Genomic DNA, 23,344 nt, shown 5'->3' on the forward strand with positions numbered 1-23,344 from the left:
CGGGACCTCAGTGCGGCGATCCGGGAGGTCCAGGCGGTCCGAGGATCAGCTGCGACATCCAGACGAGGAAGCCGTAGCCGCCGACGATCCCGACGGCGACGATCGGCCAGATCAGGACCGCAAGCGTCAGAAAGGCCAGGATCTCGGCCCTTCTGGTTGGCTGCCCCGGCTGCACCCCGCCGGTGCCGGTGGTGTCAGTCCCCATCGCCGCCCTCCATTCTCGTCGGCGTCGGCGATCACATATCGCCGTCCGCCAGATTGGAGCTTGTCAAAGGAGCTTAGTCCTCACCCACAAGTTGTCCAGCCCGACGCACCCCGCAAGGTTAGCGGGACGCCGTCGGACTGCTTTGACATGGATCAATTCCAGAAAGACCGCGGGCGCGGCTTCAACGCTTGCGCTCGGCGATCCAGATGCCGCCGAGCACCAGCGCCAGCGCGAAGCCATGATAGAGCGCGATCTGCTCGCCGAGGATCGCGACGGCGAGCAGCGGCGCGAACACCGGCACCAGGTTGACGAAGACGCCGGCACGGCCGGGGCCGATCAGCTCGATCGCCCGCATGAAGAAGAGCTGCGACAGGATCGAGGGGCCGATCACCACATAGATCAGGATCAGCCAGCCCTTCAGCGTCGGCCAGAAGGCCTTGCCGGTCGCGATCTCGACGCCGAGCAGCGGCAGCGAGACCAGGCAGGCGACGATCGCCATGGCCGTGAAGAAAATCAGGCCCGGCATCGGCGGGCGCGTGCGGATGCCAACCGTATACCCCGCATAGAAAATGCAGGCGATCATCATCCAGAGATCGCCCGGCACGAAGCTGAGCTGCGAGAGGATGTGCCAGTCGCCGCGGCTCGCCGTGACCAGGACGCCGACGATCGTCACTGTGACGCCGAGCGCCTGCAGGCCGCCGATCGGCGTGCGGAAGGCGAGGAAGGCGCCGACCAGCACGAAGACCGGGATCGATCCCTGCAGAATGCCGATATTGATCGCCGTGGTCGAATAGGCCGCGATGTACATCAGCGTGTTGAAGGCGGTGAAGCCGAAGGCGCCGAGCAGGATCACCTTGAGCCAGTTCGCCCTCAGCGCCGGCCAGTGCTCGCGCAGGCCCTGCCGGAACATGTAGGGCATGACGGCGCAGACCAGCACCCAGCGCAGCGCCGTCAGCGTCATCGGCGCGATCTCGCCGACGGCGAGCCGGCTGGCCACGGCATTGCCGGCCCACATCAGCGTGGTCAGCGTCAGCAGCAGATAGGCGTTTGCCCAGACACGCTGCGGAAGGGAGGCGGCCGGCTGCAAGATGCATGATCCTCATGTCTGCGGAGCGCTTGCATAGCCTTGCACACAGCGCTTCTCCTATGAGAGGAGGCGCAACGCAGCCCGTCGCCGCACGCAAACGTGCCGAGGACCTCATGAACGTGTTCAGCCGCAAGCCGCTCCGCGTCCTCGTCGTCGACGGCTACAAGCGCGAAGGGCGCGAGGAGTATATCCGCGACGCCGGCGCGACCCCGTCGGAGGCCTATGCCGCGGAGCTGCGCCGGATCGAGCCCTCGCTGATCACGGATATCTGCCTGCCCGCCGACGAGGGCGCCAACCTGCCCGACGGCGCCGGCCTCTCCTCCTATGATGGCATCGCCCTGACCGGCTCCTCGCTGCATATCCACAGCCCCGAGCCGGCAGTGACGCGCCAGATCGAATTGATGCGCGCGATCTACAAGAGCGGCACGCCCTGCTTCGGCTCGTGCTGGGGCATCCAGATCGGCGCCGTCGCCGCCGGCGGCACCGTCGCGCTCAATCCGAACGGGCTCGAGATCGGCTTCGCCCGCCGCATCGCCGTCAACGAGGCGGGGGCCAGGCATCCGCTGCTCGCCGGCCGGCCGGCCGCCTTCGACGCGCCGGCGATCCATTTCGACAGCATCGTCGCCCCGCCTACCGACGCCACCATCCTCGCCTCGAACACGATGAGCCCGATCCAGGCCGCCGAGTTCCGCCAGGACGGCGGCAGCTTCTGGGGCGTGCAGTACCACCCGGAATTCTCGCTGCGCCTCGTCGCGACGATTTTGCGGCGGCACAGCAAGATCCTGATCGAGCGCGGCTTCCGCCGGGACGAGGCCGATACGAATGCCTGGCTCGCCGATCTCGACGCGCTCGACGCCGATCCCACCCGCAGCGACCTCGCCTGGGGCCTTGGCCTCGACGAGGAGGTGATCGACCCCGTCAAGCGCGTGACGGAGCTACGCAACTTCCTGGAGATGCGGGTGAAGCCGCAGGCGAGCGTGCGCGGACGGGCGTGACACCGTCATGCTCGCCCTTGCGGCGAGCATCCACATCTTGAACACCGCCTTGGCCGCAGGAAGACGTGGATGGTCGGGACAAGCCCGACCATGACGGACATCGCGGCGTCTGGACTAGATTTACGCGGCTTCGGCAGCCCTACTCGCCGCCTCGAAAACCTTGCCGCCGAGCGCCCGCGCCGTGTCGAGATGATCGGACATCTCCGGCACCGGCAGCAGCAGCTCGGAGGCCGCGACCGGGGCGCCGCAATAATCGAAAATGCCGTGTTCGATCTGGGTCTTCATCGCGTCGAGATAGCCATGACGCTCATAGGTCCGCATGGTCGCACCACCGATCCCGATCAGATGGATCGGCAAGTGCCCGAGCTTCTTGACCGTCTTCAGGTCCGCACCTTCGTCATAAGCCCAGCCATTGGCGAAGACGCGCTCGATCCAGCCCTTCATCAGCCCGGGCATCGACCACCAGTAGATCGGATAGACCAGCACGAGCGCATCGGCCCGGTCGATCCGCGCCTGCTCCGCGGCGACATCGGCTGAGGGCGCGATCTCGCGGCGATGGACGGCAAGGTCGTTCAGCGAGAAGCGGGGGTCGAACCCCTCCTTGGCGAGGTCGGCGATCTCGACGCTGTGGCCGGCGCCGGAAACGCCGTCGGCCAGCGCCTGTGCCACGGCATGGCTGAGCGAGGCGGGATCGGGATGGGCGACGACGACGAGGGCATGCATGGGATGTCTCCACGGTGATTGCGACCGGGACGTGATCGCTATATACTTTAAGTAAGTTACTTTTGGTACATAAGATATGTCAAGCCTCGATATCGACCGGCCGCGCCGTCAGCGCCTGACGCGCCAGGATCGCCAGCACCAGCTCATCGAGACCGCCTGGCGGATCGTCGGCGAGGAGGGCACCGATGCTCTGACGCTCGGCCGCCTCGCCGAGCGGGCCGGCGTCACCAAGCCGGTGGTCTACAGCCACTTCATCACCCGCAGCGGCCTGTTGATCGCGCTCTATCGCGACTTCGATTTGCGGGAATACGCGATCATGGAGGCGGCGCTCGACAGCAGCGAGACTACCCTCGCCGGCAAGGCCGGAGCGATCGCCTCCTCCTATGTCGATTGCGTGCTGACCCAGGGGCGCGAGATCCCCGGCGTCGTCGCGGCCCTGGCCGGCTCGCCCGAGCTCGCCTCGGTCAAGCGCGATTGCGATCTGATCTTCCTGGAACGCTGCCGCGGCCTGCTCGCGCCCTTCGCGAGCGGCAGGCCGATCCCGACCGCGGGCTTGCGCGCCATGCTCGGCGCCGCCGAAGGGCTGTCGCATGCCGCCGCGACGGGAGAGATCGGCTCCGACGAGGCGAAGCGGGAATTGTTCGAAACGATCACCGCCATGGTCGCGCGCAGCGCGAAAGGCTAGGCGCTATTTCAACGGCAGGAACAGCTCTGCCGCCGCCTCATGTTCCGGCACCTCCGGGAAGAAGCTCAGTCGCTGGCAATAGATCGGGAAGTCACGCGCCTCCTCGCCGCTGGCCGGAAGCCAGTCGCGGTAGAGGTAGAGCGCGGCTGGCTCCAGATTATGAGTGTGTCCGACGACACGCAGCACTGCGCAGCGCCCGCCCGGGATCTCGCCGGCCTTGACCGGCGCGCCATGCGCCTCGATCGGCTGGTCGGTCCCGACGCAAAGGTCGACACTGTAATCGGCAAGCGAGGCGGGACGCCGCTCGGAACGCCAGACATTGAAGGTCGGGTTCGTCCCGGGGTGCAGGCCGGCAGCTCTACGCCAGGCGATGAAGCGCTGGATCGTGGCTCCGAGCGTCGCCGGGTCGCCGCGATGCTCGAAAATCGCCACCGGCGTCGGCAGTACATCACGGATCGTCACGTCGTCAGCGGTGAAGGTCTTCTGCATGAGCTTGTTCCTGGCATCGTCGAGGGGTTCGAAGGCCGCAAGCCACGGCTCCCAGTCGGGAGACTTCCTGAACGATGAAGGCGATTGCCCAAGCCGTTGCCGAAAGGCGCGGGCGAAGGCGTCCGGCGCTTCATAACCGGCGTCCATCGCGATATCCGTGACGCTTTGAGCATCCCTGTAGGCCAGCCGGTATGAAGCGCGCTTCATGCGGGCGAGCTGGACATAGCGATGCACGGACAACCCGAAGGTCGCCGTGAACTGCCGGTGGAAATGATACTTCGAGTAGGCCGCGACGCTGCTCAGCGCCTCCAGGTCCAGATCCTCGTCCAGATGCCGGTCTATGTGATCCAGCACCCGCTGCATCCGGGCATGGTAGTGTCGAAGCGCTGCCGTCATCGTTCCCTGATCCGTGGCAGCGCGAGCTAAGCGTATGCCGGCATGAGCCGCTCGACCGATCTTGCGGTTTTGTCGGAGGTCACAGAACGGTGCCGGGGAAAGTTTACGGACACTGGGCTTTCGCCTGCGTCGCCGGCCCTGTAAGTGCGCCGCAACCCCAGTTCTCCAGCGTCCCGGACATCATGATTCGCCTCGAAAGCATCGGCAAGCAGAACGGCCAGCAGATCATCTTCATCGAGGCCTCGGCGGCGCTGCAGAAGGGCGAGAAGGTCGGCCTCGTCGGCCCCAACGGCGCCGGCAAGACCACTTTGTTCCGGCTGATCACCGGCGAGGACCTGCCCGATGAGGGCCAGGTCAGCGTCGATCGCGGCACCACGATCGGCTATTTCAGCCAGGATGTCGGCGACATGAAGGGCCGCAGCGCCGTCTCCGAGGTGATGGACGGCGCCGGCCCGGTCAGCGCCATCGCGGCCGAGCTGAAGGAGCTCGAGGCGGCACTCGGCGATCCCGACCGCGCCGACGAGATGGAGGAGCTGATCACCCGCTATGGCGAGGTGCAGGGCCGTTTCGAGGAACTCGACGGCTACGCGCTCGACGGCCGCGCCCGCGAAGTGCTCGACGGCCTCGGCTTCAGCCAGGAGATGATGGAGGGCGATGTCGGCGCGCTCTCCGGCGGCTGGAAGATGCGCGTCGCGCTCGCCCGCATCCTGCTGATGCGGCCCGACGCGATGCTGCTCGACGAGCCGAGCAACCATCTCGATATCGAAAGCCTGATCTGGCTGGAGAGCTTCCTCAAGGGCTATGACGGCGCCCTGCTGATGACCTCGCACGATCGCGAGTTCATGAACCGCATCGTCGGCAAGATCGTCGAGATCGATGGGGGCACGCTGACCAGCTATTCCGGCGATTACGAGTTCTACCAGCAGCAGCGCGCGCTGGCCGAGAAGCAGCAGCAGGCGCAGTTCGAGCGCCAGCAGGCCATGCTCGCCAAGGAGGTCGCCTTCATCGAGCGCTTCAAGGCGCGCGCCTCGCATGCGGCGCAGGTCCAGAGCCGGGTCAAGAAGCTCGACAAGATCGAGCGCGTCGAGCCGCCCAAGCGCCGCCAGACCGTGCAGTTCGAGTTCCAGCCGGCGCCGCGCTCCGGCGAGGATGTCGCCACCCTCAAGAACGTGCATGTCCGCTATGGCAGCAAGACGATCTATGACGGGCTCGACTTCCAGGTCCGACGCAAGGAACGCTGGTGCGTGATGGGTGTCAACGGCGCCGGCAAGTCGACGCTGCTGAAGCTGATCGCCGGCACCTCAAAGCCCGATGCCGGCTCGGTTGCGGTCGGAACCAGCGTCAAGATGGGCTATTTCGCCCAGCACGCCATGGAACTGCTCGACGGTGACGCCACGATCTTCGAATCGCTCGAAGGCTCGTTCCCGCAGGCTGGACAAGGCTCGCTGCGCGCGCTCGCCGGCTGCTTCGGCTTCTCCGGCGACGATGTCGAGAAGCGCTGCCGCTTCCTCTCCGGCGGCGAGAAGGCCCGGCTCGTCATGGCGAAGATGCTCTATGACCCGCCGAACTTCCTGGTGCTCGACGAGCCGACCAACCATCTCGACATCGCCACCAAGGAGATGCTGATCACGGCGCTCGCCCAGTACGAGGGCACCATGCTGTTCGTCAGCCACGACCGGCATTTCCTGGCGGCGCTCTCCAACCGGGTACTGGAGCTGACGCCCGAGGGCGTCCACCTCTATGGCGGCGGCTACACCGAATACGTCGCCAGCACCGGCCAGGAGGCGCCCGGCCTGCGGGGGTGATGGCGGCGAGCGCCCGCACCAGCCTGCCCTAGGGGCAGACGCAATCGACGTCGACAACTCGACTGCCGAAACATGCGCCACACGCTGAATCGTGTTGGCGTCATCTCGTCGTGCAGGTCTATGCTCCAGTCTTCCGACGATGCGTTCTTGGCTTTTCGCAGGGACAGGCGGCCCGGCCGGGCGGTCTCGACTTGCCTGCCGATGGGGATGGCAGATGGCCGGCGATCTCGATTTGCTGATCGGAACCTGGACGGTCCGGGTCAAGAGCTGGGTCTGGGAGTATGATTTCCGACGCGATGGCGGCGTGACCTGGCGCGATCTCGGCAGCATGGAGAGCGGCGTCGGCAACTGGGCCGCCACCTCCAAGCTCGTCAACATGTGGTGGAAGGGCTCGACCACGCGCGAGAGCTGGCAAAGGCCGCTGACCGCCGGCAACGACCACACCTGGTACGAGGCGTCCTATTATCGCGGCAAGTACCGGATCGAGAAGACCGGCTTCATCCCGCCCTCGCCAACCCCGCCCTCTGGGCCGACCGACGCCACCCGCATCGACGCCGCCTGGGATGCGAGCCGTTCCTCGCTTCGCTTCGCGCTGAACCGGTTGCGGCTGCTGCAGCGGCAGATCAAGTATTTCGAGGACTCGCATGGCAGCGAGGACGCCTTCAACGAATTGCGCCGGAACTACCGGCGCGACATGGCGGTGATCTCGCGCAAGCTGCTGGTGCCATCCAATCCGATGGACCCGGCCTTTCGCAGCGCGCTGGCGAGCGCCGTCAACCTGATCGAGCAGAACCTGGCTTTGCCCAAATCGCTCAATGCGGCCCATGCCGGCGGCAAATGCACCGATCCGAGGCCTGCCTTCGCCTGGACGACACCTGGTCGAAAGCCACCGGATACCGACCTCTGCAATTCCTGGTTTTCCGCCAATGTCGACCTGCAGCGTGATGTCGTCACTCACGAATACTTTCATACGGTAGGCCTCGGCGACATCTCGGTCTCGACGACGGCCAATGCGCTTGGCAACGCCAACACGATGGCGCAGGTCGTCGCCTTCCTGCACGACCGCGCGCGCCAGAAGAATTCCGACGGCAACGAGCAGATGGTCCCGCCGCTGCCGACGCCCTGACGCAAAGCATGTTCCGCAAAAGTGGAAGCCACTTTTGCGATGAGAACATGCTCAGCCTTTTTTATTGTGCGCGAATTCTCTTCGTCCGATCGATTCCGATCGGACGGAAAGCGCGCCGGCGAAAACCGCGCTGGGGCCGGCAAGGGCCAGCCATCGTCGCCGGGCGGTGATGGCGCCCTCGCGGCGCTGTCCCGCGTTCCGGCTCAATTCCGCCCTCGCCGCGCCGAAATCCACCGGACAAATCGCGGCCACTTGATTTGTCGGGGGACATCATGATGAAGACCGGACTGGCCGCAGCCTTGATTTTCGTGCCGAGCCTCGCCGGCGCCGCCGAGGTCGAACTCGCCTCGAAGATCGACCGCGTCACCGTCTACCCCGACGGCGCGGTGGTGACCCGTCTCGGCAAGGCCTCGCTGCTGGAAGGCGTCTCGCAGATCGTGCTGCGCGGCCTGCCCGCCAGCGTCGATCCCGCCTCGATCAGGGTCGAGGCGCAAGGCAGCGGCGCTTTCTCGATCGGCGCGGTCGATGTCCGCCAGGTCCCGGGCGAGGCCCGTCCGGCGCTGGACCAGGTGCTGGAAGGCAAGATCCGGACGCTGCAGGGCGAGAAGGCGAAGCTCACCGGCGAGGTCAGCGCGATCGAGGCCAAGCGCGCCACCATCGAGAATTTCGGCAAGGTCGGGCCCGACAAGCTCGGCCCCGACGGCAAGGTCCTGCCGGTCAGCGATTGGCCGGCCGTGTTCGACGCGATCGGCACCGCGCTGGTCAAGGTCCAGGGCGAATTGCTCGCGCTGCGCAACCGCATCTCCGATCTCGACGCCGAGATCGCCGCGCTGGAGCGGGCAAGGCCGCAGGCCCCGCGCGCCAGCCAGCCCAAGCGCGACGTCGCCATCGCCGTCGAGGCCAAGGCGCCGGTCGCGGCCGACATCTCCGTCAGCTACCGTGTTTCCGGCGCGAGCTGGCTGCCGGTCTACGAGGCGCGGCTGACGACGGGAAACAGCGATGGCGGCGCCGAGATCGCCTTCACCCGCCGCGCCGAATTGCGCCAGCGCACCGGCGAGGACTGGAGCGAGGTCGCCGTCGAACTGTCAACGACACGTTCGGCGCAAGGGACGCGTGCCCCGGAGCTCAACCCGCTGCGCATCGCCTTCTACGAGCCGCCGGTGGTCTATGAGGAGCGGGCGCGAGCCCTTGCGCGGCAGGAGGCCGAGCGCTCCGCCAAGTCAATGGCACTGTCGGCCGCTCCTGCGCCGATCGCGCCGGCGCCGGATATGGCCGATGCCGCGCCGAAGCCGGCCGAAGTGCAGACCGCGAGCGTCAGCGCCGGCGCCTACCAGGCGAGCTTCAAGGTGCCTGGCCGGATCTCCGTCCCGCAGGACGGCTCCAGCAAGGCGGTGGTGCTGACGCAAGGCAAGGTCAAGCCGGAGCTTTCCGCCCGTGCCACGCCCGAGCTCGAGGAGAAGGCCTATCTCGAGGCCAGCTTCAGCCATGAGGACGAGGCGCCGCTGCTCGCTGGCGAAGTCTATCTCCATCGTGACGGCGCCTATATCGGCAAGGGCCGGCTCGGACAGGTCGCACCGGGCGATAAGGTCGAGCTCGGCTTCGGCGCCGACGACCGCCTCAAGGTGACGCGCGTACCGGTGCGCCGGCGCGAGAACGATTCCGGCTGGCTCGGCTCGACCCGCACCGACCAGCGCGAGTTCAAGACGGTGGTGAAGAGCTTGCACGCCCAGCCGGTCAAGCTCACCGTGATCGAGCGCGTGCCCTTCTCCGAGAACAGCGCGATCACGGTCGAATTGCTGTCGCAGAGCACGCCGCCGACCGAGAAGCAGGTCGGCGACAAGCGCGGCGTCTCGGCCTGGAGCTTCGAGCTCGCGCCGGGGGCGCAGAAGGAGATCCGCCTCGCCTACCGGATCAAGTATCCCGGCGATCGCGAGGTGATCTTCGACCAGCCACGACGGTAAGTGCCGTCATTGCGAGCGTAGCGAAGCAATCCAGGATGACGTGGAACTCTGCCCCTCCTGGATTGCTTCGTCGCTATGCTCCTCGCAATGACGGATCGGGCATCCGCCCTACTCCGCCGCGATCGCCTGCCAGCCCTGGCCGAGCTCCTGCTCGACCAGGCCGACCCAGTAGCGCACGCCGGCCGGAATGATCTCGTCGTTGAAGTCGTAGAGCGGGGTGTGCAGCCCCTTGAACGAGCCGTCCGCCGCGACGCCGTTGCCGATGCGCATGAAGGCGCCGGGGCAGACCAGCATCATCTCGGCGAAATCCTCGCCGCCCGTGCCGCGCAGCATCTGGCCGTTGACATGCTCGGGCCCGACCGCGGTCGAGGCCGCGGCGACCGCGACTTTCACCTGTTCGGCAGCATTGACCAGCGGGCTGGTGCCGCGATGGTAGTAGGCTTCCGCCTCGCAACCCCAGGCCTGCGCCGTGGCCGCCGCCAGCTCGGCGATGCGCCGCTCGACCAGATCGCGCACCTCCTTCGAATAGGTCCGCGCCGTGCCGCCGATGACGAGTTCGGACGGGATGACGTTCGAGGCGTTCACGTCGCCGCCATGGATGAAGCCGACGCTGATCACGGCGGTGTCGAGCGGTGCGACATTGCGGCCGATAATGCCCTGCAGCCCGAGCACGAAATGCGCCTGCGCATAGGTGATGTCGGTCGAGCGATGCGGCTGCGAGCCGCCATGGCCGCCGACACCGCGGAAGGTCACCCGCCAGGAATCGGCCGACGCCAGGAAGGGGCCGACCGCCGTGCCGAAATGCGACGCGGGCACGCCCGGCGTGTTGTGCAGACCGTAGATCGCATCGCAGGGGAAGCGCTCGAACAGCCCGTCGGCCAGCATGGCATTGGCGCCGCCGCGGCCTTCCTCGGCCGGCTGGAAGATCAGGTTGACCGTGCCGCCGAAATCCCGGTTCTCGGCGAGATAGCGCCCGGCGGCGAGCAGCATGGTGGTGTGGCCGTCATGGCCGCAGGCATGCATCCGGCCGGGAAACTTCGAGGCGTGCGGCAGCCCGGTCAGCTCCTCCAGGGCAAGGCAGTCCATGTCGGCCCGCAGGCCGATGGCGCGCTGGCCCGGCCCATTGCCGCGGATGACGCCGACGACGCCGGTCTGGCCGATGCCCTCGGTGACCTCGACACCCCATTCACGCAGCTTGTCGGCGACGAGCTTGGCCGTGCGATGCTCCTCCAGCCCGAGCTCGGGATGCGCGTGGATGTCACGGCGGATCGCCGTGAACTCGGCGTGGTGCGCGCCGAGCCAATCGTCGAACTTCGTCATGATTGTCGTTCCCCAGCCTGCGGCGTTCTTTTGCAGGCACGGCTCATGCCATCGCCTGTCGCCGCCCCCTCCTTCTCATACGACCGATCGCCGTCAACTCATTCTGCGAACACGGCAAAACAGCCATGCTCCAGGAGACTGACGGCAGAGCGGAGGAATGACGAGCTGGAGGTTGGGGAAAGCGTTCAGCCCGCCATCGCCACTTCAGCGCCGCGGCCGAGATCGGCCATCCATTGGCGATAGCGCGGCTGTGCCTCGAGCTGATGGGCGTAGTGCCGGCCGAGCGCAGCGCTGAGCTTCCCGCCGCGCTTCAACTGCGCGTCGGCGAAGCCGATCATCACCGAGTTCGGCCAAGCCTGCGGCCGGATCGTCCGCAGGCGGGCGAACAACGCGTCCTCGCTTTCATCGGGGTTCACCTGCGCCATCAGCGACAGCATCGCCGCGGTCGAGCGCGAAATGCCCATATGGCAATGCACCAGCAGATGTCCCTCCTGCCGCTTCAACGCCGACTCGCGCAGCTTCGCGCCAAAGTCGAGGATCTCGGCGACATGGGCCTCGGTTGGATGCACGCGGCCTTCCTGCGGCGTGATGATGTCGTGGAAGCGCAAAGTCGTCCGCTCATGCGCTTCATAGGCGACGAATGATTCGAGCTCCGGCAGGTCGGGATCGAGCAGCGACAGCACATGGCTGACCTTGCGCGCGCTTTGCGCCGGCAATTCCTCGATCCCGCAGATGGTGAGAGTCGAAATGGCGATGGGCAGCATCGGCGTTTGTCCCTGATCCCGAAGGCGCCGGGTTAATCCGCGCCGCGTGCCTCCGCAACCGCGATCGCCGCAGGGCTGCCCTGCCCGTCAGTGCCGGACCTCATAGCGCAGCCACTGAATGCCTTCGCCGAGGGGCTTCGCTCCGGCGAGCACAAGATTGCTGCGCACATCGTCGGCGAAAAGCCGGCCGCCGGCACCGAGCGCGACGGGATAGACCATCAGGTTATAGGCATCGACCAGCCCAGCGCGCTGCAGGCCATGGACGAGCTTGCGGCTGCCATAGACCAGGACGTCGCCGCCGGCCTCTTCCTTCAATGTCGCAATGGCGGCGAGCGCATCGCCCGCCAGGATCGAGGTGCCCTGCCAGTCGGCCTTGGTCAGCGTCGTCGAGGCGACATGCTTCGGCAGCGCGTTGATCTGGTCGGCGAAAGGACTGTCGGTCACATGCGGCCAGACCGCTGCGAAGGCGTCGTAGGTCCTGCGGCCAAACAGCAGGGAACCCGCGGCATCGAGCTCTTCCTGCTTCAGCCGCTCGCCCTCCGGCCCGCGCGTGAACGGCCCGGTCCAGTCGCCGAGGCCGGAATTCTCCATGCCGACCGGGTCCTCGATGACACCATCGAGCGAGATGTACTGGGTGACGACGAGCCTGCGCATGCTGCTTCTCCTGCGTTCGCGAAGCAGTTCTGCACCGCTCCCTCTGCCAGCACGTCGAACCTGGAGCGACGGAATCGACGGCGTTCTGAAAAATTCTTTCCCCGGCTTTGCCGCCGTCAGCCTTGACCTTGCCATCCTCTTGGACGAAGAGGGCTTGCAAGGACCCACCCGAAACCCCGGCCTTGCGCCGGGGTTTTTGTTTGTGCGGGCGCTTGCGTCGGCGTGTTTCCGGTCGAGCAAGCGGAAGCGGCGCCGACCCTGTAAGTCAGCGAGAGGGAATCATCCCCATGGCGAACGTGGTCGTGGTCGGCGCCCAGTGGGGCGACGAGGGCAAGGGCAAGATCGTCGACTGGCTGTCGAGCCAGGCCGATGTGGTGGTGCGCTTCCAGGGCGGCCACAATGCCGGGCATACCCTCGTCATCGACGGCACCGTCTACAAGCTCTCGCTGCTGCCCTCCGGCATCGTGCGCCCGGGCAAGCTCTCGGTGATCGGCAACGGTGTCGTCGTCGATCCCTGGCACCTCGTCGAGGAGATCGCCCGGTTGCGCGCGCAGGGCGTCGCGATCAGCCCTGAGAACCTGCGCGTCGCCGACAATGCGACACTGATCCTGCCGCTGCACCGCGAGCTCGACCATTTCCGCGAGACCTCGAACTCGGCGCTGAAGATCGGCACCACCAAGCGCGGCATCGGCCCGGCCTATGAGGACAAGGCCGGCCGGCGCGCCATCCGCGTCATCGACCTCAAGGACGAAGCAGTCCTGAAGGCCAAGATCGAGCGCCTGCTCGCCCACCACAACGCGCTGCGCCGCGGCCTCGGCATCGACGAGGTCAACGGCGGCGAATTGCTGAAGCAGCTGACCGAGATCGCTCCGCAGGTGCTGCCTTATGCCGACACGGTCTGGGCCCTGCTCGATGCGCAGCGCCGGGCCGGCAAGCGCATCCTGTTCGAGGGCGCGCAGGGCGCCCTGCTCGACGTCGACCACGGCACCTACCCGTTCGTGACCTCCTCCAACATCGTCGCCGGCCAGGCTGCGACCGGCTCGGGCCTCGGCCCCTCGGCGGTCGGCTACGTGCTGGGCATCGCCAAGGCCTACACCACCCGCGTCGGCGAAGGCCCGTTCCCGACCGAGCTCTTCGACGAGATCGGCGAACTGATCGGCCAGAAGGGCAAGGAGTTCGGCGTCGTCACCGGCCGCAAGCGCCGCTGCGGCTGGTTCGACGCCTGCCTGGTGCGCCAGACGGTCAAGACCTCCGGCATCGACGGCATCGCGCTGACCAAGCTCGACATCCTCGACGGCTTCAAGGAGATCAAGGTCTGCACCGGCTACAAGCTCGACGGCGAGATCATCGAGCACCTTCCTGCCGGCCAGAGCGATCAGGCCCGGGTCGAGCCGATCTACGAGGTGATCGAGGGCTGGGAAGGCTCGACGGCGGGCGCCCGCTCCTGGGCTGAACTGCCGGCGCAGGCGATCAAATATGTGCGTCGCATCGAGGAGCTGATCGGCGCCTCCGTCTCGGTGCTGTCGACCAGTCCGGAGCGCGACGATACGATCCTGGTCCAGAACCCGTTCGAGGGTTGACGGGCCGGGCCAACGCGGACATGTGAGGCCAATGGCCGATTTCCACCCCATTCTGGCGCGTGCGATCGCCGGGCTGACCGACAAGTCGCCCGAAGCGCGCCGCTCGGTCTACGACCGGGCGCGCACGGCGCTGCTGGCGCAATTGCGCAGCCTCGATCCGCCGCTCTCCGAAGCCGACATCACCCGCGAGCGGCTCTCGCTCGACGAAGCCGTGTCGCGCATCGAGGCGGAGATCGCGCTCGCCGAGGCGATCGAGCCGAGCCTGCCACCCCTGCCCCTGGATGAGCCGGCGCCCGCACCGGCTACCCCACCCGCACGGCCGCAAGCCGAGCCGAAGCCGCGCCAGGCCGCCCCGCAGGAGATGCCGCGCTTCGATGAGCGGACAGCCCCCGCCGAGGATGCGCAGCCCTTGCGTCCGCGCGTCGCGCCGCCGCGCAAGCGTGGCGTCGATCCCGGCCATGTCCGCACCGCCATCGTCGGCGGCGGCGTCGCACTCGCCGTCGCGCTGATCGCCGGTGCTGCCTATTACGTCAACAAGGTCGCCCCGCAGGACCAGCCCGTCCGCCAGCGTGTCGAAGCCCCGGCAACGCCGGCGCAGCAGGACCAGGCCGGCAAGATCAGCGAGCGCGCCGGCGGCGAGCCCACTCCGACGCCGGGCCAGCAGTCCGGCCAGCGCCCGAACCAGCCGGCCAGCGCGCAGCCGGGCAGCGACATCGCCGTCGCCCAGCGCGCCATCCTCTACATCGAGGTGCCGGAAGCCCCGCAGCAGCCGCGCACCGTGCAAGGCCGCGTCCTCTGGCGGCTCGACAGCGACATTGCGGGTCCCGGCCAGCCGGTCGAAACCATCGTCCGCGGCACTATCGAGATTGCGGATGCCGGTCTGGCGCTAGACTTCACCATCCGGCGCAACACCGACTCGGCCTTTCCGGCCTCGCACATCATCGGCATGCGCTTCACCACCTCCGGCGAAGCCGCGAATGACGCGATCCGCGAGGTCGGCGTGCCGCAATTCAAGCTCGAAGAAGGCGAGCGCGGTGCCCCGCTCTCGGCGATCTCGTCCGCGCTCGGCGAAAACCTCTTCGTCGCGGCCCTGTCCAATGTCCCGGTCGAGGCCGGGCGCAATCTCGACCTGCTGCGCAACCGCAACTGGATCGACCTGCCGGTGCGCTTCGCCTCCGGACGACGCGGCATCATCACCTTCGAGAAGGGTGGCGCCGGCAACCAGACCATCGCCGAGGCGCTGAGCCGCTGGCAGGGCTGAGGCGTATCCGCCGCCTCAGCGCCCCCGGCCTGACGCCAGCTGCCGCATGACCTCGGACATCACGGCGTCCTTGCCAGCGGCGTAGTCGGCGAAGCTCGGCGCCATCGTCACTGTCGGCTGAAGCGACCCTGCCGGTACGCCATAGACATAGTTCAGCAGGAAGCAGATCCTGATCTGCGACAGGCTGCAGCCCTGCTCCCAGTCATGGAAGGCGGTGGTGTAGCGTACCACAATTTTCGAGTTCGGCAGCAAGGTGAGCCCGCCTTCGCCCCAGAACCGCGAGCGGTCGCCCATCGGCTCGCCGACAATGACGGCGCGCGCTCCGGCGAAATATTTCAGCCTCGCCGCCGTGCTGATCGCAGCCGAGAACGTGTTCGCACCGGTCAGGATGAAGAGCTTGCCGTCCGATGGCAGGAGCTGCGGCAGCCGGCGCGCGAAATCGGCCGTCAACGTATAGTCGCCGCCGGGGTTGAAACGCAGATCGACAATGGCATTGCGAACGGGCTTCTTCACCGCTTGATCCAGCGTGTCAGACAGGTAGCGGGACACGCCGACAGCGCCCTGATCGCTCACCCGATTGATCTGGACGTAGAGAAGCTCCTCTGCCGGATAGGCATGCCAGTAGTTCGTGTCGGGGCGCGAGAGATAGGCCGGCAGCCCGCTATCATCGAGCACATGCCGCCGACCCGTCGCATCCCCGGCTTGCGCAACCGCGCTGAGATTGCGCTTCGGCCAGAACTGGCCGGTCAATGGCGGCTGCCTGGCGGCATCTCCAGTGAGCTCGACCGAGCCCGTGCTCCCGTCGGCGAAGCGGATCTCGAAAATGCTGCTGCGGGCGGTGTCGGCGAGACCGGCCGCATGCAGCAACTCCGGCGAGATCAGCAGGTTCGGCACGAACTCCCGGGCGAGGTTGGCTGGGCCACCGACATAGGGGCGCAGTGCCTCCACCAACGCTGCGATCTCGCGACCGTTCACGCGCAGCACCTGCCCGCCGAGGAACTGGCGCCGCCCGTCATCGACTGCGATCACGAACAGCCCGTCGGCAAACCAGCCGAGCCGGATCGGCACGGCGTTGAAGCCATGATCGCCGACGAGCCCGAGCACATTGGTATGGCCGTTGTCCGCCAAGGCCACGGCCTTCGCCGCCGCCATCGCCAGGCCGGCACGGTCGAGATCGCCGGCGCGCAGTTCGAGAGCAGCGATGGCCTGCATGAACGCTGACCGGCTTTGCGCGGCGAAGCTGCGCTCGACCTCCGGCAGGCGCCGCAGATGCGCGAGGTCCTGCAGGTTCCTGTCCCGCTGCGAGGTCGCCGCGGGAAAATCCGCCTTCGGATAGGGTTTCAGCGTCGGGTATAGGATGATGGCGAGCGGAATCGCGACGAGGGCGAACAATGCCGCCGCGATCGCCAGGAGCCTGAGCCCGCGTCGACGCCACGATCGCCTGGGAAACTCACCGTCTCGTCGCATGCCCTGAGCGATCTCCAGCGGATGGCTTCACGCTTACCACTGCCCAGGACAGATGGCGGCAGCACGAAACTGCGCTGCCGCGAAGGCCCTCAGCCCCCCGCCACCTTCTGGTAGTCCTTCACATCCGAGAAACTGATCTCCGGCGCGCGCTCGGCATCGTATTTCAGGGTGAACTGCGACGAGGCCATGAAGACCGGGTCGCCGTCGAGATCATCCGCCATCGAGGACGGCTTGGCCGCCGTGAACTTCTGCAGCGCGACCTTATCCTCGCTCGAGATCCAGCGCGCGATCGCGAACTGGCAGGGCTCGAAATCGACGGGGAGCGAATACTCCGCCTCCATGCGCTCCTTCAGCACATCGAGCTGCAGCGCCCCGACGACGCCGACGATGGCGGGCGCGCCGTCATGCGGCAGGAAGAGCTGGACCACGCCCTCCTCCGCCATCTGCTGCAGCGCCTCGCGCAGCTTCTTGGCCTTCATCGCGTCCTTGAGCTTGACGCGGCGCAGGATTTCCGGGGCGAAACTCGGCACGCCGCGGAAGACGATCTCCTCGCCCTCGGTCAGCGTATCGCCAATGCGCAGCGTGCCGTGGTTCGGCAGGCCGACGATGTCGCCGGCGTAAGCTTCTTCCGCGATCGAGCGGTCGCGGGCGAAGAAGAACTGCGGCGCGTTCAGCGGCAGCGGCTTGCCGGTGCGCACCAGCTTCGCCTTCATCCCGCGCGAGAGCTTGCCCGAGCAGACCCGCATGAAGGCGATGCGGTCGCGATGGTTCGGATCCATGTTCGCCTGGATCTTGAAGACGAAGCCGGTCATCTTCGGCTCGTCCGCCTCGATCGGCCGCTTGTCGGCCGATTGCGCCCGCGGGCTCGGTGCCAGGCGCCCGAGCGCATCGATCAGGTCGCGCACGCCGTAGTCGCGCAGCGCCGCGCCGAAATAGACCGGGGTCAGATGGCCCTCGCGGAAGGCCTCGAGATCGAAGGGCTTGCAGCCTTCGCGTGCCAGGAAGACCTCCTCGCGGAAGGTGTCGGCGGCGCCATGGCGCAAGAGCTCGTCGAAGAGCTTGTCGTCCTCGCCGTCGACCTTCTGGCCGGCATCGCTCTCGTCGCCCTTCTGGTTGCGGCGCAATGTGTTGGAGGCGAGGTCGAGCGTGCCGACGAACTCGCGCCCGCGCCCGACCGGCCAGGTCATCGGCGCGACGTCGAGCGCCAGCGTCGTCTCGATCTCGTTGAGCAGGTCGAAGGGATCGCGTGTCTCGCGGTCGACCTTGTTGATGAAGGTGACGATCGGGATGTCCCTGAGGCGGCAGACCTCGAACAGCTTCTTGGTCCGCGCCTCGATGCCCTTGGCGGCGTCGATCACCATCACCGCGCTATCGACCGCGGTGAGGGTGCGGTAGGTATCCTCCGAGAAGTCCTCGTGGCCGGGCGTGTCGAGCAGGTTGAAGACGTGCCCGTCATATTCGAAGGTCATCACCGAGGTGACGACCGAGATGCCGCGCTGACGCTCGATCTTCATCCAGTCCGAGGAGGTCTGGCGCCGGCCGGCTTTGGCGCGGACTTCACCGGCGAGCTGGATCGCGCCGCCGAAATAGAGCAGCTTCTCGGTCAGCGTGGTCTTGCCCGCGTCCGGGTGCGAGATGATGGCGAAGGTGCGCCGGCGCGCATGGGGCGCCGCGGCAGCCGCCGCGTTGTCGAGGGTCGAAAGATCGGTCATGGCGTGGTCAAGACAGGATGCGCCGCGCAAGTCAATCGGGCGAGCCGTCATTACGCCATCGCGTCGCGCGCATCGCGTGCGTTCGAACCCAAATTTAACCAAGCCATGCTCTGATAGCCACTGGGTTCCCAGCCGCGCACCGTGACGAAGCCGTGGCCTCCTGACGCGCGACACAGATGGCCACCCTGCGCACGATCTCGAGCCAGATTCTCGGCGCGATCTCGCTTCTCGTCATAGCCGCCGCCCTCGCGATCAGCCTGGGCATTCATAGCCTTGGCCAATACGCCCGGGTGACGGACGAGATGCAGTCGATCACGCATCGCTCCGCCATCGCCGAGCGGATCAACGGGCTGGTCAACGCGGTCGTGATGGAATCGCGTGGCATCTACATGAGCGAGGGCGCCGTCGGAGCCGAGCGCTTCGCGCCGCCGCTGCTGCAGAACCTCGTCGAGATCGAACTATTGATGGCCGAATGGCAGCCTCTGATCGAAGAGCAGGAGCGGGCCGACTTCGACAGCCTCAAGGCGCGCGTCCAGGAATTCCTCCACTTCCGGCGCGACATCGTCCGGCTCGGCCGACAGGGCGCCACCCAGGCGGCACGCGCAGCCGGCAATGACGACGCCAACCGCGACAATCGCAAGGCGCTCAACGACACGCTGAAGCGCATCGCCGGCAGCTATGACGGACGCAGCGCCGCGCTCGACGCCAGGCTCGAAGCGATGCAGCGCGACAGCGTCAACCTGCAGATCGGCGTCGGCGCCCTCTCGATCCTGATTGGCCTTGGCCTCACCATCCTGGTCGTGCATCGCCGTGTCTCCCGCCCGCTGCGCAAGCTCGCGACGACCATGCGCAGCCTGGCGGCAGCCGAGCCGGTGACGAGCATCCCGCTCGTGCGCCGCCAGGACGAGATCGGCGACATGGCGCGCTCGGTCGAGGTCTTCCGCGACAACGCGCTCGCCCGCGAGGCGCTCGAAGCAGGCGCTGCGCGTAACGAAGCCGGACGGGCCGCGCGCCAGCAGCGGATCGCCGAAATCGTCGCCGCCTTCGACGCCAGGCTCGCCGATGCGCTCGAGACCGTCGAGACCGGCGCCCATACGCTCGAGGGTGCGGCGCGGGCGGTGAGCGAGATCGCCAGCGCCCGCACCGTGCAGATCGGCGGAGCGCAGAACGCCTCCCAGGACGCGTCCGACAAGGTCCAGCATGTCGCGGTCGCGGCCGAGGAGCTGTCGAGCTCGATCGCCGAGATCGCCGACCGCGTGACACGGGCGAGCGCCATGGTCAGCAGCGCCGCGCAGGACGCCCAGGGTGTCAGTCAGCGCGTGGACGGGCTGGCGCACGCCTCCGAACGCATCGTCAGCGTCATCGACCTGATCCGCGACATCGCCGGGCAGACCAATCTGCTCGCGCTCAATGCGACGATCGAGGCGGCCCGCGCCGGCGAGGCCGGGCGCGGCTTCGCCGTCGTCGCGAGCGAGGTCAAGACATTGGCGAGCCGCACGGCGGAGGCGACGAACAGCATCGCCGGCCAGATCGAGGCCTTCCGCGGCGAGGCTGCGAACGCCGTCAACGCGATCGTCGCGATTGCCGCGACGATCACCGAAGTCTCGCAGCACACCAGCGCCATCGCCGCCGCGACCGAGCAGCAGAAGAGCACCACCTCGGAAATCGCCCGCAGCGCCCAGGCGACCGCCGATGGCGCCGCGACCGCGGCCCTGGCGCTCGACAGCCTCGCCGCCGCCTCCGGCGAGGCGACCGGCGCCGCCGTCGACACGCTGCGCACCGCCGAGAACCTGGCACGCGAGGCGGAAGCCCTGCGCGGCGCCGTCGCGACCTTCTTCAGCCAGATCAAGGCAGCCTGAAGCGGCCTCGTCGGATTTCAGTTCTTCAGCCGGTAGCCGGTCTTGAAGATCCAGGCGATCACCGCGATGCAGGCCCCGAGGAAGACCAGCGTCATCGCCAGGCTGACCTCGATGCCGACATCGGCGACGCCGTTGAAGCTCCAGCGGAAGCCGCTGATCAGGTAGACGACCGGGTTGACCAAAGTCACCGCCCGCCAGAACGGCGGCAGCATGTCGATCGAGTAGAACGAGCCGCCGAGGAAGGTCAGCGGCGTGATGATCAGGAGCGGGATCGCCTGCAGCTTCTCGAAGCCATCGGCCCAGACGCCGATGATGAAGCCGAACAGGCTGAAGGTCGCCGCCGTCAGGATCAGGAAGAGCAGCATCCAGACGGGGTGCGCGATCTTCAGCGGCACGAACAGGAAGGCGGTGGCAAGGATGATCAGCCCGAGGATCACCGATTTCGTCGCCGCCGCCGCGACATAGGCAAAGACAGCCTCCCACCAGGCGACCGGCGCCGAGAGCAGCTCGAAGATCGTGCCGACGAATTTCGGGAAATAGATCGCGAAGGAGGCGTTGGCGATGCTCTGCGTCAGGAGCGAGAGCATGATCAGGCCGGGCACGATGAAGGCGCCATAGGGCACGCCGTCGATCGCGGCCATGTGCGAGCCGATCGCCGCGCCGAAGACGATGAAATAGAGCGAGGTCGAGATCACCGGCGAGAGGATGCTCTGCAGCGGCGTGCGCCAGGTGCGGGCCATCTCGAAGCGGTAGATCGCCTTGATTGCGTGCAGGTTCATGCGTTCGCCCTCAAAAGGCCGACGAAGATGTCCTCGAGCGAGGACTGGCTGGTGCGCAGGTCGCTGAAACGAATGCCTGCGTCGGCGAGATCCTTCATCAGCGAGGTGATGCCAGTGCGCTCGGCCTTGGTGTCGTAGGTGTAGACGAGCTCCTCGCCCTCCGCCTGAAGCGTCAGGCCGTAGTGGGACAGGGCTTCGGGAACCGCCTCCAGCCGGCTCTGCAGATGCAAGGTGAGCTGCTTCTGCCCGAGCTTGCGCATCAGCTCGGCCTTCTCCTCGACCAGGATGATCTCGCCCTTGCTGATCACGCCGACCCGGTCGGCCATTTCCTCGGCCTCCTCGATGTAATGCGTGGTCAGGATGATGGTGACGCCGCTCTCCTGCAGGCGGCGCACCAGCTTCCACATGTCCTGGCGCAGCTCGACATCGACGCCGGCGGTCGGCTCGTCGAGGAAGAGGATCTGCGGCTCGTGCGCCAGCGCCTTGGCGATCAGCACGCGCCGCTTCATGCCGCCCGACAGCGTCATGATCTTGCTGTCGCGCTTGTCCCAGAGCGAGAGGTCGCGCAGCACCTGCTCGACGATGGCCGGGTTCTTCGGCTTGCCGAACAGGCCGCGGCTGAACGAGACCGTCGCCCAGACCGTCTCGAAGGCGTCGGTGGTGAGTTCCTGCGGCACGAGGCCGATCCGGCTGCGCGCGGCGCGATAGTCGCGGATGATGTCGTGGCCGTCGGCGAGGACCGTGCCGGTGCTCGGATTGACGATGCCGCAGACGATGCTGATCAGCGTCGTCTTGCCGGCGCCGTTGGGTCCGAGCAGGGCGAAGATCTCGCCGCGCCTGATGTCGAGATTAATGGTCTTGAGTGCCTGGAAGCCCGAGGCATAGGTCTTCGACAGGCCGGATATCTGGATGATTGGTTGCATGGGCGAACGCTATACTCGCAGCACGGCAAATGGGTGAAGGCGGGATGGTGCCGTTTCGCCCTGCCGGCACGACATCCCGCGGAAGAAGAATGGCCGGGCAAGCCCGGCCATAGCAAGTCCTTCTACCAGATCCTGTCAGCGCATGAAGAACCAGAGCAGGATGATGATCGGAATCGGAACGCCCACCAGCCACAGAATGATCGAACGCATCGACGCTAACCCCTTGATTGTCATCGGATGAAGATGACGGGACAACGTCGCTAGGCCGCCGGCGGTTCCGCCGCCGGCCGTCGATCTCATTTATAGGCGATGCTGTCGATGATCGCCTTCATCGCCGCATCATGCGTCTTGTGCCCGTCGAGCGAGGCCCAATAGGTCATCATGATGATCTTGCCGCTCGCAACGTTCGGATTGATCGCGATGTAGCGGATCAGCGAATCGCCGTCCTTGCTCTTGGCCTTGAGCTCGGTGAAGGACCAGGCCTTGCCCTTGACCTCCTGCTTGATCGTCTCGGAGGCGCCGGTGATGGTGACGCCCTCCTTGTCGAAATAGCCGTTGTGCTCCTTCTGCAGCGTGTCGATCTGATCCGGCGCGACCAGCTCGAACCAGAGATAGATCTCCTCGTCCGGCGTCCTGATCTCGACGCCGCGCTTGATCTTCGCCGTCGTCCAGGCGTCCGGCACGGTGACCACGGCGACAGGATCCTCATCGGTGATCTGAAGCGCTCCGGCAAAGGCCGGCAATCCGCTGAAGCCTGCGAACGCGATCACGAGCGCGCAAACCGTCTTCCGCAACATGGGTGTCTCCTTCCCCGCCCGGATCGGCCGGGCACACGCCTTCGCGGCCGCCGATCCACGGCCGCGACGTTGCGGCAACCGGCACGAATGACAAGGGACGAAAGAGCCGTTTCAGGCCAATTCGGCCGCGCTCGGATGCCAGAGCGGTTGATAGCCGTTCACAAGCGCCGCCAGAGACGACGGCGGTGTGACGACGGCGACCGGACCAGCCGGCCGCGGCCTCTTCGCGACATAGCCGGACGGCGACCAGAGCAGCGCCTTGGCTCCGTGCAGTGCAAGGAACTCGCCCTCGCCCGTGGCGACCATCGCCCCATCCGGCAGGCTCTCTGCCGGGAGCCGGTGCAGGCGCTTGCGTTTGCCATCGCGCCGCTCGCGATCGAGCCGCTCGTCGATCGCCGGGAAGAGCGGCACCTCGGCGAGGCCGAGCCCGGCGACCAGCGCCGACCGGTAGGCATGGGCATCGGCGCGCCGGCATTCGACACAAGGCCGGTGCCCGGCGGCCAGCGCGGTCACCTCGTCGCAGAAGAACAGCTCGGTGTAATAACGGCCCCAGACATCGCGCTGCCGGCCCTTGAACGAGAGCACGCAGCAGATCCACTGCCTGGTCGCATAGAGCCGCGTCGGCAGCGCTTTGGTGGCCGGATCATGGAACTTGCCGCCACGATTGCCGAACAGCAGGCCGCGCGCCGGATCGGCGAAGAGCGAGCCATCGGGACGGATGCGGTTGGGCAGCGGCATGGTGCGGCCTTGCTTGGT

22 protein-coding genes are annotated in these 23,344 nt (G+C 66.9%); 8 read left to right on the top strand and 14 right to left on the bottom strand.

Annotation, left to right across the window (positions count from 1 at the left end; all coding sequences use genetic code 11):
- Positions 1 to 7 precede the first annotated feature (7 nt).
- Positions 8 to 205 (bottom strand): periplasmic nitrate reductase, NapE protein, encoded by a 198-nt coding sequence (gene napE / locus ACWIGM_RS05635; RefSeq protein ID WP_454024920.1) that lies wholly within the window; start codon positions 203 to 205, stop codon positions 8 to 10.
- Positions 206 to 386: 181 nt separating this feature from the next.
- On the bottom strand, positions 387 to 1,292 hold the full coding sequence (locus tag ACWIGM_RS05640; protein ID WP_454024921.1) for a DMT family transporter: 906 nt from the start codon (positions 1,290 to 1,292) through the stop codon (positions 387 to 389).
- Positions 1,293 to 1,405: 113 nt separating this feature from the next.
- Here ACWIGM_RS05640 and ACWIGM_RS05645 point away from each other — a divergent pair, with 113 nt between their 5' ends.
- Positions 1,406 to 2,287 (top strand): type 1 glutamine amidotransferase, encoded by an 882-nt coding sequence (locus tag ACWIGM_RS05645; RefSeq protein ID WP_454024922.1) that lies wholly within the window; start codon positions 1,406 to 1,408, stop codon positions 2,285 to 2,287.
- A 120-nt stretch (positions 2,288 to 2,407) separates the two neighbouring features.
- Here the strand turns inward: ACWIGM_RS05645 and ACWIGM_RS05650 are convergent, their stop codons facing one another.
- Positions 2,408 to 3,010 carry an NAD(P)H-dependent oxidoreductase gene (locus tag ACWIGM_RS05650; RefSeq protein WP_454024923.1) on the bottom strand — a complete coding sequence of 201 codons (603 nt, stop codon included), beginning with the start codon at positions 3,008 to 3,010 and terminating at the stop codon, positions 2,408 to 2,410.
- A 76-nt stretch (positions 3,011 to 3,086) separates the two neighbouring features.
- On the opposite strand from ACWIGM_RS05650, the gene ACWIGM_RS05655 reads away from it, so the two are divergent.
- A complete protein-coding gene (locus tag ACWIGM_RS05655) occupies positions 3,087 to 3,695 on the top strand; it encodes a TetR/AcrR family transcriptional regulator (protein ID WP_454024924.1) in 609 nt (202 codons plus the stop codon).
- A 3-nt stretch (positions 3,696 to 3,698) separates the two neighbouring features.
- Here the strand turns inward: ACWIGM_RS05655 and ACWIGM_RS05660 are convergent, their stop codons facing one another.
- A complete protein-coding gene (locus ACWIGM_RS05660) occupies positions 3,699 to 4,580 on the bottom strand; it encodes an AraC family transcriptional regulator (protein ID WP_454024925.1) in 882 nt (293 codons plus the stop codon).
- 182 nt (positions 4,581 to 4,762) lie between these two features.
- Between ACWIGM_RS05660 and ACWIGM_RS05665 the strand changes: the two genes are divergently transcribed.
- The 3 genes from ACWIGM_RS05665 (at position 4,763) to ACWIGM_RS05675 (ending at position 9,472) form a co-directional block, all read left to right on the top strand.
- Positions 4,763 to 6,385, top strand: a complete 1,623-nt coding sequence (locus ACWIGM_RS05665) for an ABC-F family ATP-binding cassette domain-containing protein (protein ID WP_454024926.1) — start codon at positions 4,763 to 4,765, stop codon at positions 6,383 to 6,385.
- Positions 6,386 to 6,599: 214 nt separating this feature from the next.
- Positions 6,600 to 7,511: a hypothetical protein gene (locus ACWIGM_RS05670; RefSeq protein ID WP_454024927.1), complete on the top strand. Its 912-nt coding sequence runs from the start codon at positions 6,600 to 6,602 to the stop codon at positions 7,509 to 7,511.
- 272 nt (positions 7,512 to 7,783) lie between these two features.
- Positions 7,784 to 9,472: a mucoidy inhibitor MuiA family protein gene (locus tag ACWIGM_RS05675; protein WP_454024928.1), complete on the top strand. Its 1,689-nt coding sequence runs from the start codon at positions 7,784 to 7,786 to the stop codon at positions 9,470 to 9,472.
- Between the two features lie 108 nt (positions 9,473 to 9,580).
- Here ACWIGM_RS05675 and ACWIGM_RS05680 read toward each other — a convergent pair whose 3' ends face one another.
- The 3 genes from ACWIGM_RS05680 to ACWIGM_RS05690 form a co-directional block, all read right to left on the bottom strand.
- Complete coding sequence (locus ACWIGM_RS05680) at positions 9,581 to 10,792, bottom strand: M20 aminoacylase family protein (protein ID WP_454024929.1); 1,212 nt, start codon at positions 10,790 to 10,792, stop codon at positions 9,581 to 9,583.
- Between the two features lie 185 nt (positions 10,793 to 10,977).
- Entirely contained in the window at positions 10,978 to 11,556 is a 579-nt protein-coding gene (locus ACWIGM_RS05685; protein WP_454024930.1) for a tyrosine phosphatase family protein, read from the bottom strand.
- An 87-nt stretch (positions 11,557 to 11,643) separates the two neighbouring features.
- Positions 11,644 to 12,210, bottom strand: coding sequence for a dihydrofolate reductase family protein (locus tag ACWIGM_RS05690; protein WP_454024931.1), 567 nt, complete (start codon positions 12,208 to 12,210; stop codon positions 11,644 to 11,646).
- A 287-nt stretch (positions 12,211 to 12,497) separates the two neighbouring features.
- On the opposite strand from ACWIGM_RS05690, the gene ACWIGM_RS05695 reads away from it, so the two are divergent.
- Together ACWIGM_RS05695 and ACWIGM_RS05700 are read left to right on the top strand one after the other, a co-directional pair.
- Entirely contained in the window at positions 12,498 to 13,790 is a 1,293-nt protein-coding gene (locus ACWIGM_RS05695; protein WP_454024932.1) for an adenylosuccinate synthase, read from the top strand.
- A 31-nt stretch (positions 13,791 to 13,821) separates the two neighbouring features.
- The gene (locus ACWIGM_RS05700; RefSeq protein WP_454024933.1) at positions 13,822 to 15,051 is read left to right on the top strand and encodes a serine/threonine-protein kinase; all 1,230 of its coding nucleotides are present in this window, start codon (positions 13,822 to 13,824) and stop codon (positions 15,049 to 15,051) included.
- Between the two features lie 15 nt (positions 15,052 to 15,066).
- Here the strand turns inward: ACWIGM_RS05700 and ACWIGM_RS05705 are convergent, their stop codons facing one another.
- Positions 15,067 to 16,518: a S41 family peptidase gene (locus ACWIGM_RS05705; protein WP_454024934.1), complete on the bottom strand. Its 1,452-nt coding sequence runs from the start codon at positions 16,516 to 16,518 to the stop codon at positions 15,067 to 15,069.
- Between the two features lie 89 nt (positions 16,519 to 16,607).
- Positions 16,608 to 18,230 (bottom strand): peptide chain release factor 3, encoded by a 1,623-nt coding sequence (locus tag ACWIGM_RS05710; protein ID WP_454024935.1) that lies wholly within the window; start codon positions 18,228 to 18,230, stop codon positions 16,608 to 16,610.
- Positions 18,231 to 18,406: 176 nt separating this feature from the next.
- Here ACWIGM_RS05710 and ACWIGM_RS05715 point away from each other — a divergent pair, with 176 nt between their 5' ends.
- Entirely contained in the window at positions 18,407 to 20,089 is a 1,683-nt protein-coding gene (locus tag ACWIGM_RS05715) for a methyl-accepting chemotaxis protein (protein WP_454024936.1), read from the top strand.
- Positions 20,090 to 20,106: 17 nt separating this feature from the next.
- Here the strand turns inward: ACWIGM_RS05715 and ACWIGM_RS05720 are convergent, their stop codons facing one another.
- The 5 genes from ACWIGM_RS05720 to ACWIGM_RS05740 all read right to left on the bottom strand — a co-directional run bounded on the left by ACWIGM_RS05720 (position 20,107) and on the right by ACWIGM_RS05740 (position 23,326).
- The gene (locus ACWIGM_RS05720) at positions 20,107 to 20,868 is read right to left on the bottom strand and encodes an ABC transporter permease (protein ID WP_454024937.1); all 762 of its coding nucleotides are present in this window, start codon (positions 20,866 to 20,868) and stop codon (positions 20,107 to 20,109) included.
- Positions 20,865 to 21,791, bottom strand: a complete 927-nt coding sequence (locus ACWIGM_RS05725) for an ABC transporter ATP-binding protein (protein WP_454024938.1) — start codon at positions 21,789 to 21,791, stop codon at positions 20,865 to 20,867. Before ACWIGM_RS05725 ends, ACWIGM_RS05720 begins: the two co-directional genes overlap by 4 nt.
- A gap of 135 nt (positions 21,792 to 21,926) precedes the next feature.
- On the bottom strand, positions 21,927 to 22,091 hold the full coding sequence (locus ACWIGM_RS05730) for a hypothetical protein (RefSeq protein WP_454024939.1): 165 nt from the start codon (positions 22,089 to 22,091) through the stop codon (positions 21,927 to 21,929).
- Positions 22,088 to 22,588: a hypothetical protein gene (locus ACWIGM_RS05735; protein WP_454024940.1), complete on the bottom strand. Its 501-nt coding sequence runs from the start codon at positions 22,586 to 22,588 to the stop codon at positions 22,088 to 22,090. Before ACWIGM_RS05735 ends, ACWIGM_RS05730 begins: the two co-directional genes overlap by 4 nt.
- Positions 22,589 to 22,699: 111 nt before the next feature.
- Positions 22,700 to 23,326, bottom strand: coding sequence for a hypothetical protein (locus tag ACWIGM_RS05740; protein WP_454024941.1), 627 nt, complete (start codon positions 23,324 to 23,326; stop codon positions 22,700 to 22,702).
- Positions 23,327 to 23,344: the final 18 nt, after the last annotated feature.

This window comes from Allobosea sp. NPDC055332 (assembly GCF_053645455.1).

Excerpts from the sequence above, each read along its gene's own strand:
- napE (WP_454024920.1), bottom strand. The coding sequence starts at position 205 with ATGGGGACTGACACCACCGGCACCGGCGGGGTGCAGCCGGGGCAGCCA.
- ACWIGM_RS05645 (WP_454024922.1), top strand. The coding sequence starts at position 1,406 with ATGAACGTGTTCAGCCGCAAGCCGCTCCGCGTCCTCGTCGTCGACGGC.
- ACWIGM_RS05650 (WP_454024923.1), bottom strand. The coding sequence starts at position 3,010 with ATGCATGCCCTCGTCGTCGTCGCCCATCCCGATCCCGCCTCGCTCAGC.
- ACWIGM_RS05655 (WP_454024924.1), top strand. The coding sequence starts at position 3,087 with ATGTCAAGCCTCGATATCGACCGGCCGCGCCGTCAGCGCCTGACGCGC.
- ACWIGM_RS05660 (WP_454024925.1), bottom strand. The coding sequence starts at position 4,580 with ATGACGGCAGCGCTTCGACACTACCATGCCCGGATGCAGCGGGTGCTG.
- ACWIGM_RS05665 (WP_454024926.1), top strand. The coding sequence starts at position 4,763 with ATGATTCGCCTCGAAAGCATCGGCAAGCAGAACGGCCAGCAGATCATC.
- ACWIGM_RS05670 (WP_454024927.1), top strand. The coding sequence starts at position 6,600 with ATGGCCGGCGATCTCGATTTGCTGATCGGAACCTGGACGGTCCGGGTC.
- ACWIGM_RS05675 (WP_454024928.1), top strand. The coding sequence starts at position 7,784 with ATGATGAAGACCGGACTGGCCGCAGCCTTGATTTTCGTGCCGAGCCTC.
- ACWIGM_RS05680 (WP_454024929.1), bottom strand. The coding sequence starts at position 10,792 with ATGACGAAGTTCGACGATTGGCTCGGCGCGCACCACGCCGAGTTCACG.
- ACWIGM_RS05685 (WP_454024930.1), bottom strand. The coding sequence starts at position 11,556 with ATGCTGCCCATCGCCATTTCGACTCTCACCATCTGCGGGATCGAGGAA.
- ACWIGM_RS05690 (WP_454024931.1), bottom strand. The coding sequence starts at position 12,210 with ATGCGCAGGCTCGTCGTCACCCAGTACATCTCGCTCGATGGTGTCATC.
- ACWIGM_RS05695 (WP_454024932.1), top strand. The coding sequence starts at position 12,498 with ATGGCGAACGTGGTCGTGGTCGGCGCCCAGTGGGGCGACGAGGGCAAG.
- ACWIGM_RS05700 (WP_454024933.1), top strand. The coding sequence starts at position 13,822 with ATGGCCGATTTCCACCCCATTCTGGCGCGTGCGATCGCCGGGCTGACC.
- ACWIGM_RS05705 (WP_454024934.1), bottom strand. The coding sequence starts at position 16,518 with ATGCGACGAGACGGTGAGTTTCCCAGGCGATCGTGGCGTCGACGCGGG.
- ACWIGM_RS05710 (WP_454024935.1), bottom strand. The coding sequence starts at position 18,230 with ATGACCGATCTTTCGACCCTCGACAACGCGGCGGCTGCCGCGGCGCCC.
- ACWIGM_RS05715 (WP_454024936.1), top strand. The coding sequence starts at position 18,407 with ATGGCCACCCTGCGCACGATCTCGAGCCAGATTCTCGGCGCGATCTCG.
- ACWIGM_RS05720 (WP_454024937.1), bottom strand. The coding sequence starts at position 20,868 with ATGAACCTGCACGCAATCAAGGCGATCTACCGCTTCGAGATGGCCCGC.
- ACWIGM_RS05725 (WP_454024938.1), bottom strand. The coding sequence starts at position 21,791 with ATGCAACCAATCATCCAGATATCCGGCCTGTCGAAGACCTATGCCTCG.
- ACWIGM_RS05730 (WP_454024939.1), bottom strand. The coding sequence starts at position 22,091 with ATGAGATCGACGGCCGGCGGCGGAACCGCCGGCGGCCTAGCGACGTTG.
- ACWIGM_RS05735 (WP_454024940.1), bottom strand. The coding sequence starts at position 22,588 with ATGTTGCGGAAGACGGTTTGCGCGCTCGTGATCGCGTTCGCAGGCTTC.
- ACWIGM_RS05740 (WP_454024941.1), bottom strand. The coding sequence starts at position 23,326 with ATGCCGCTGCCCAACCGCATCCGTCCCGATGGCTCGCTCTTCGCCGAT.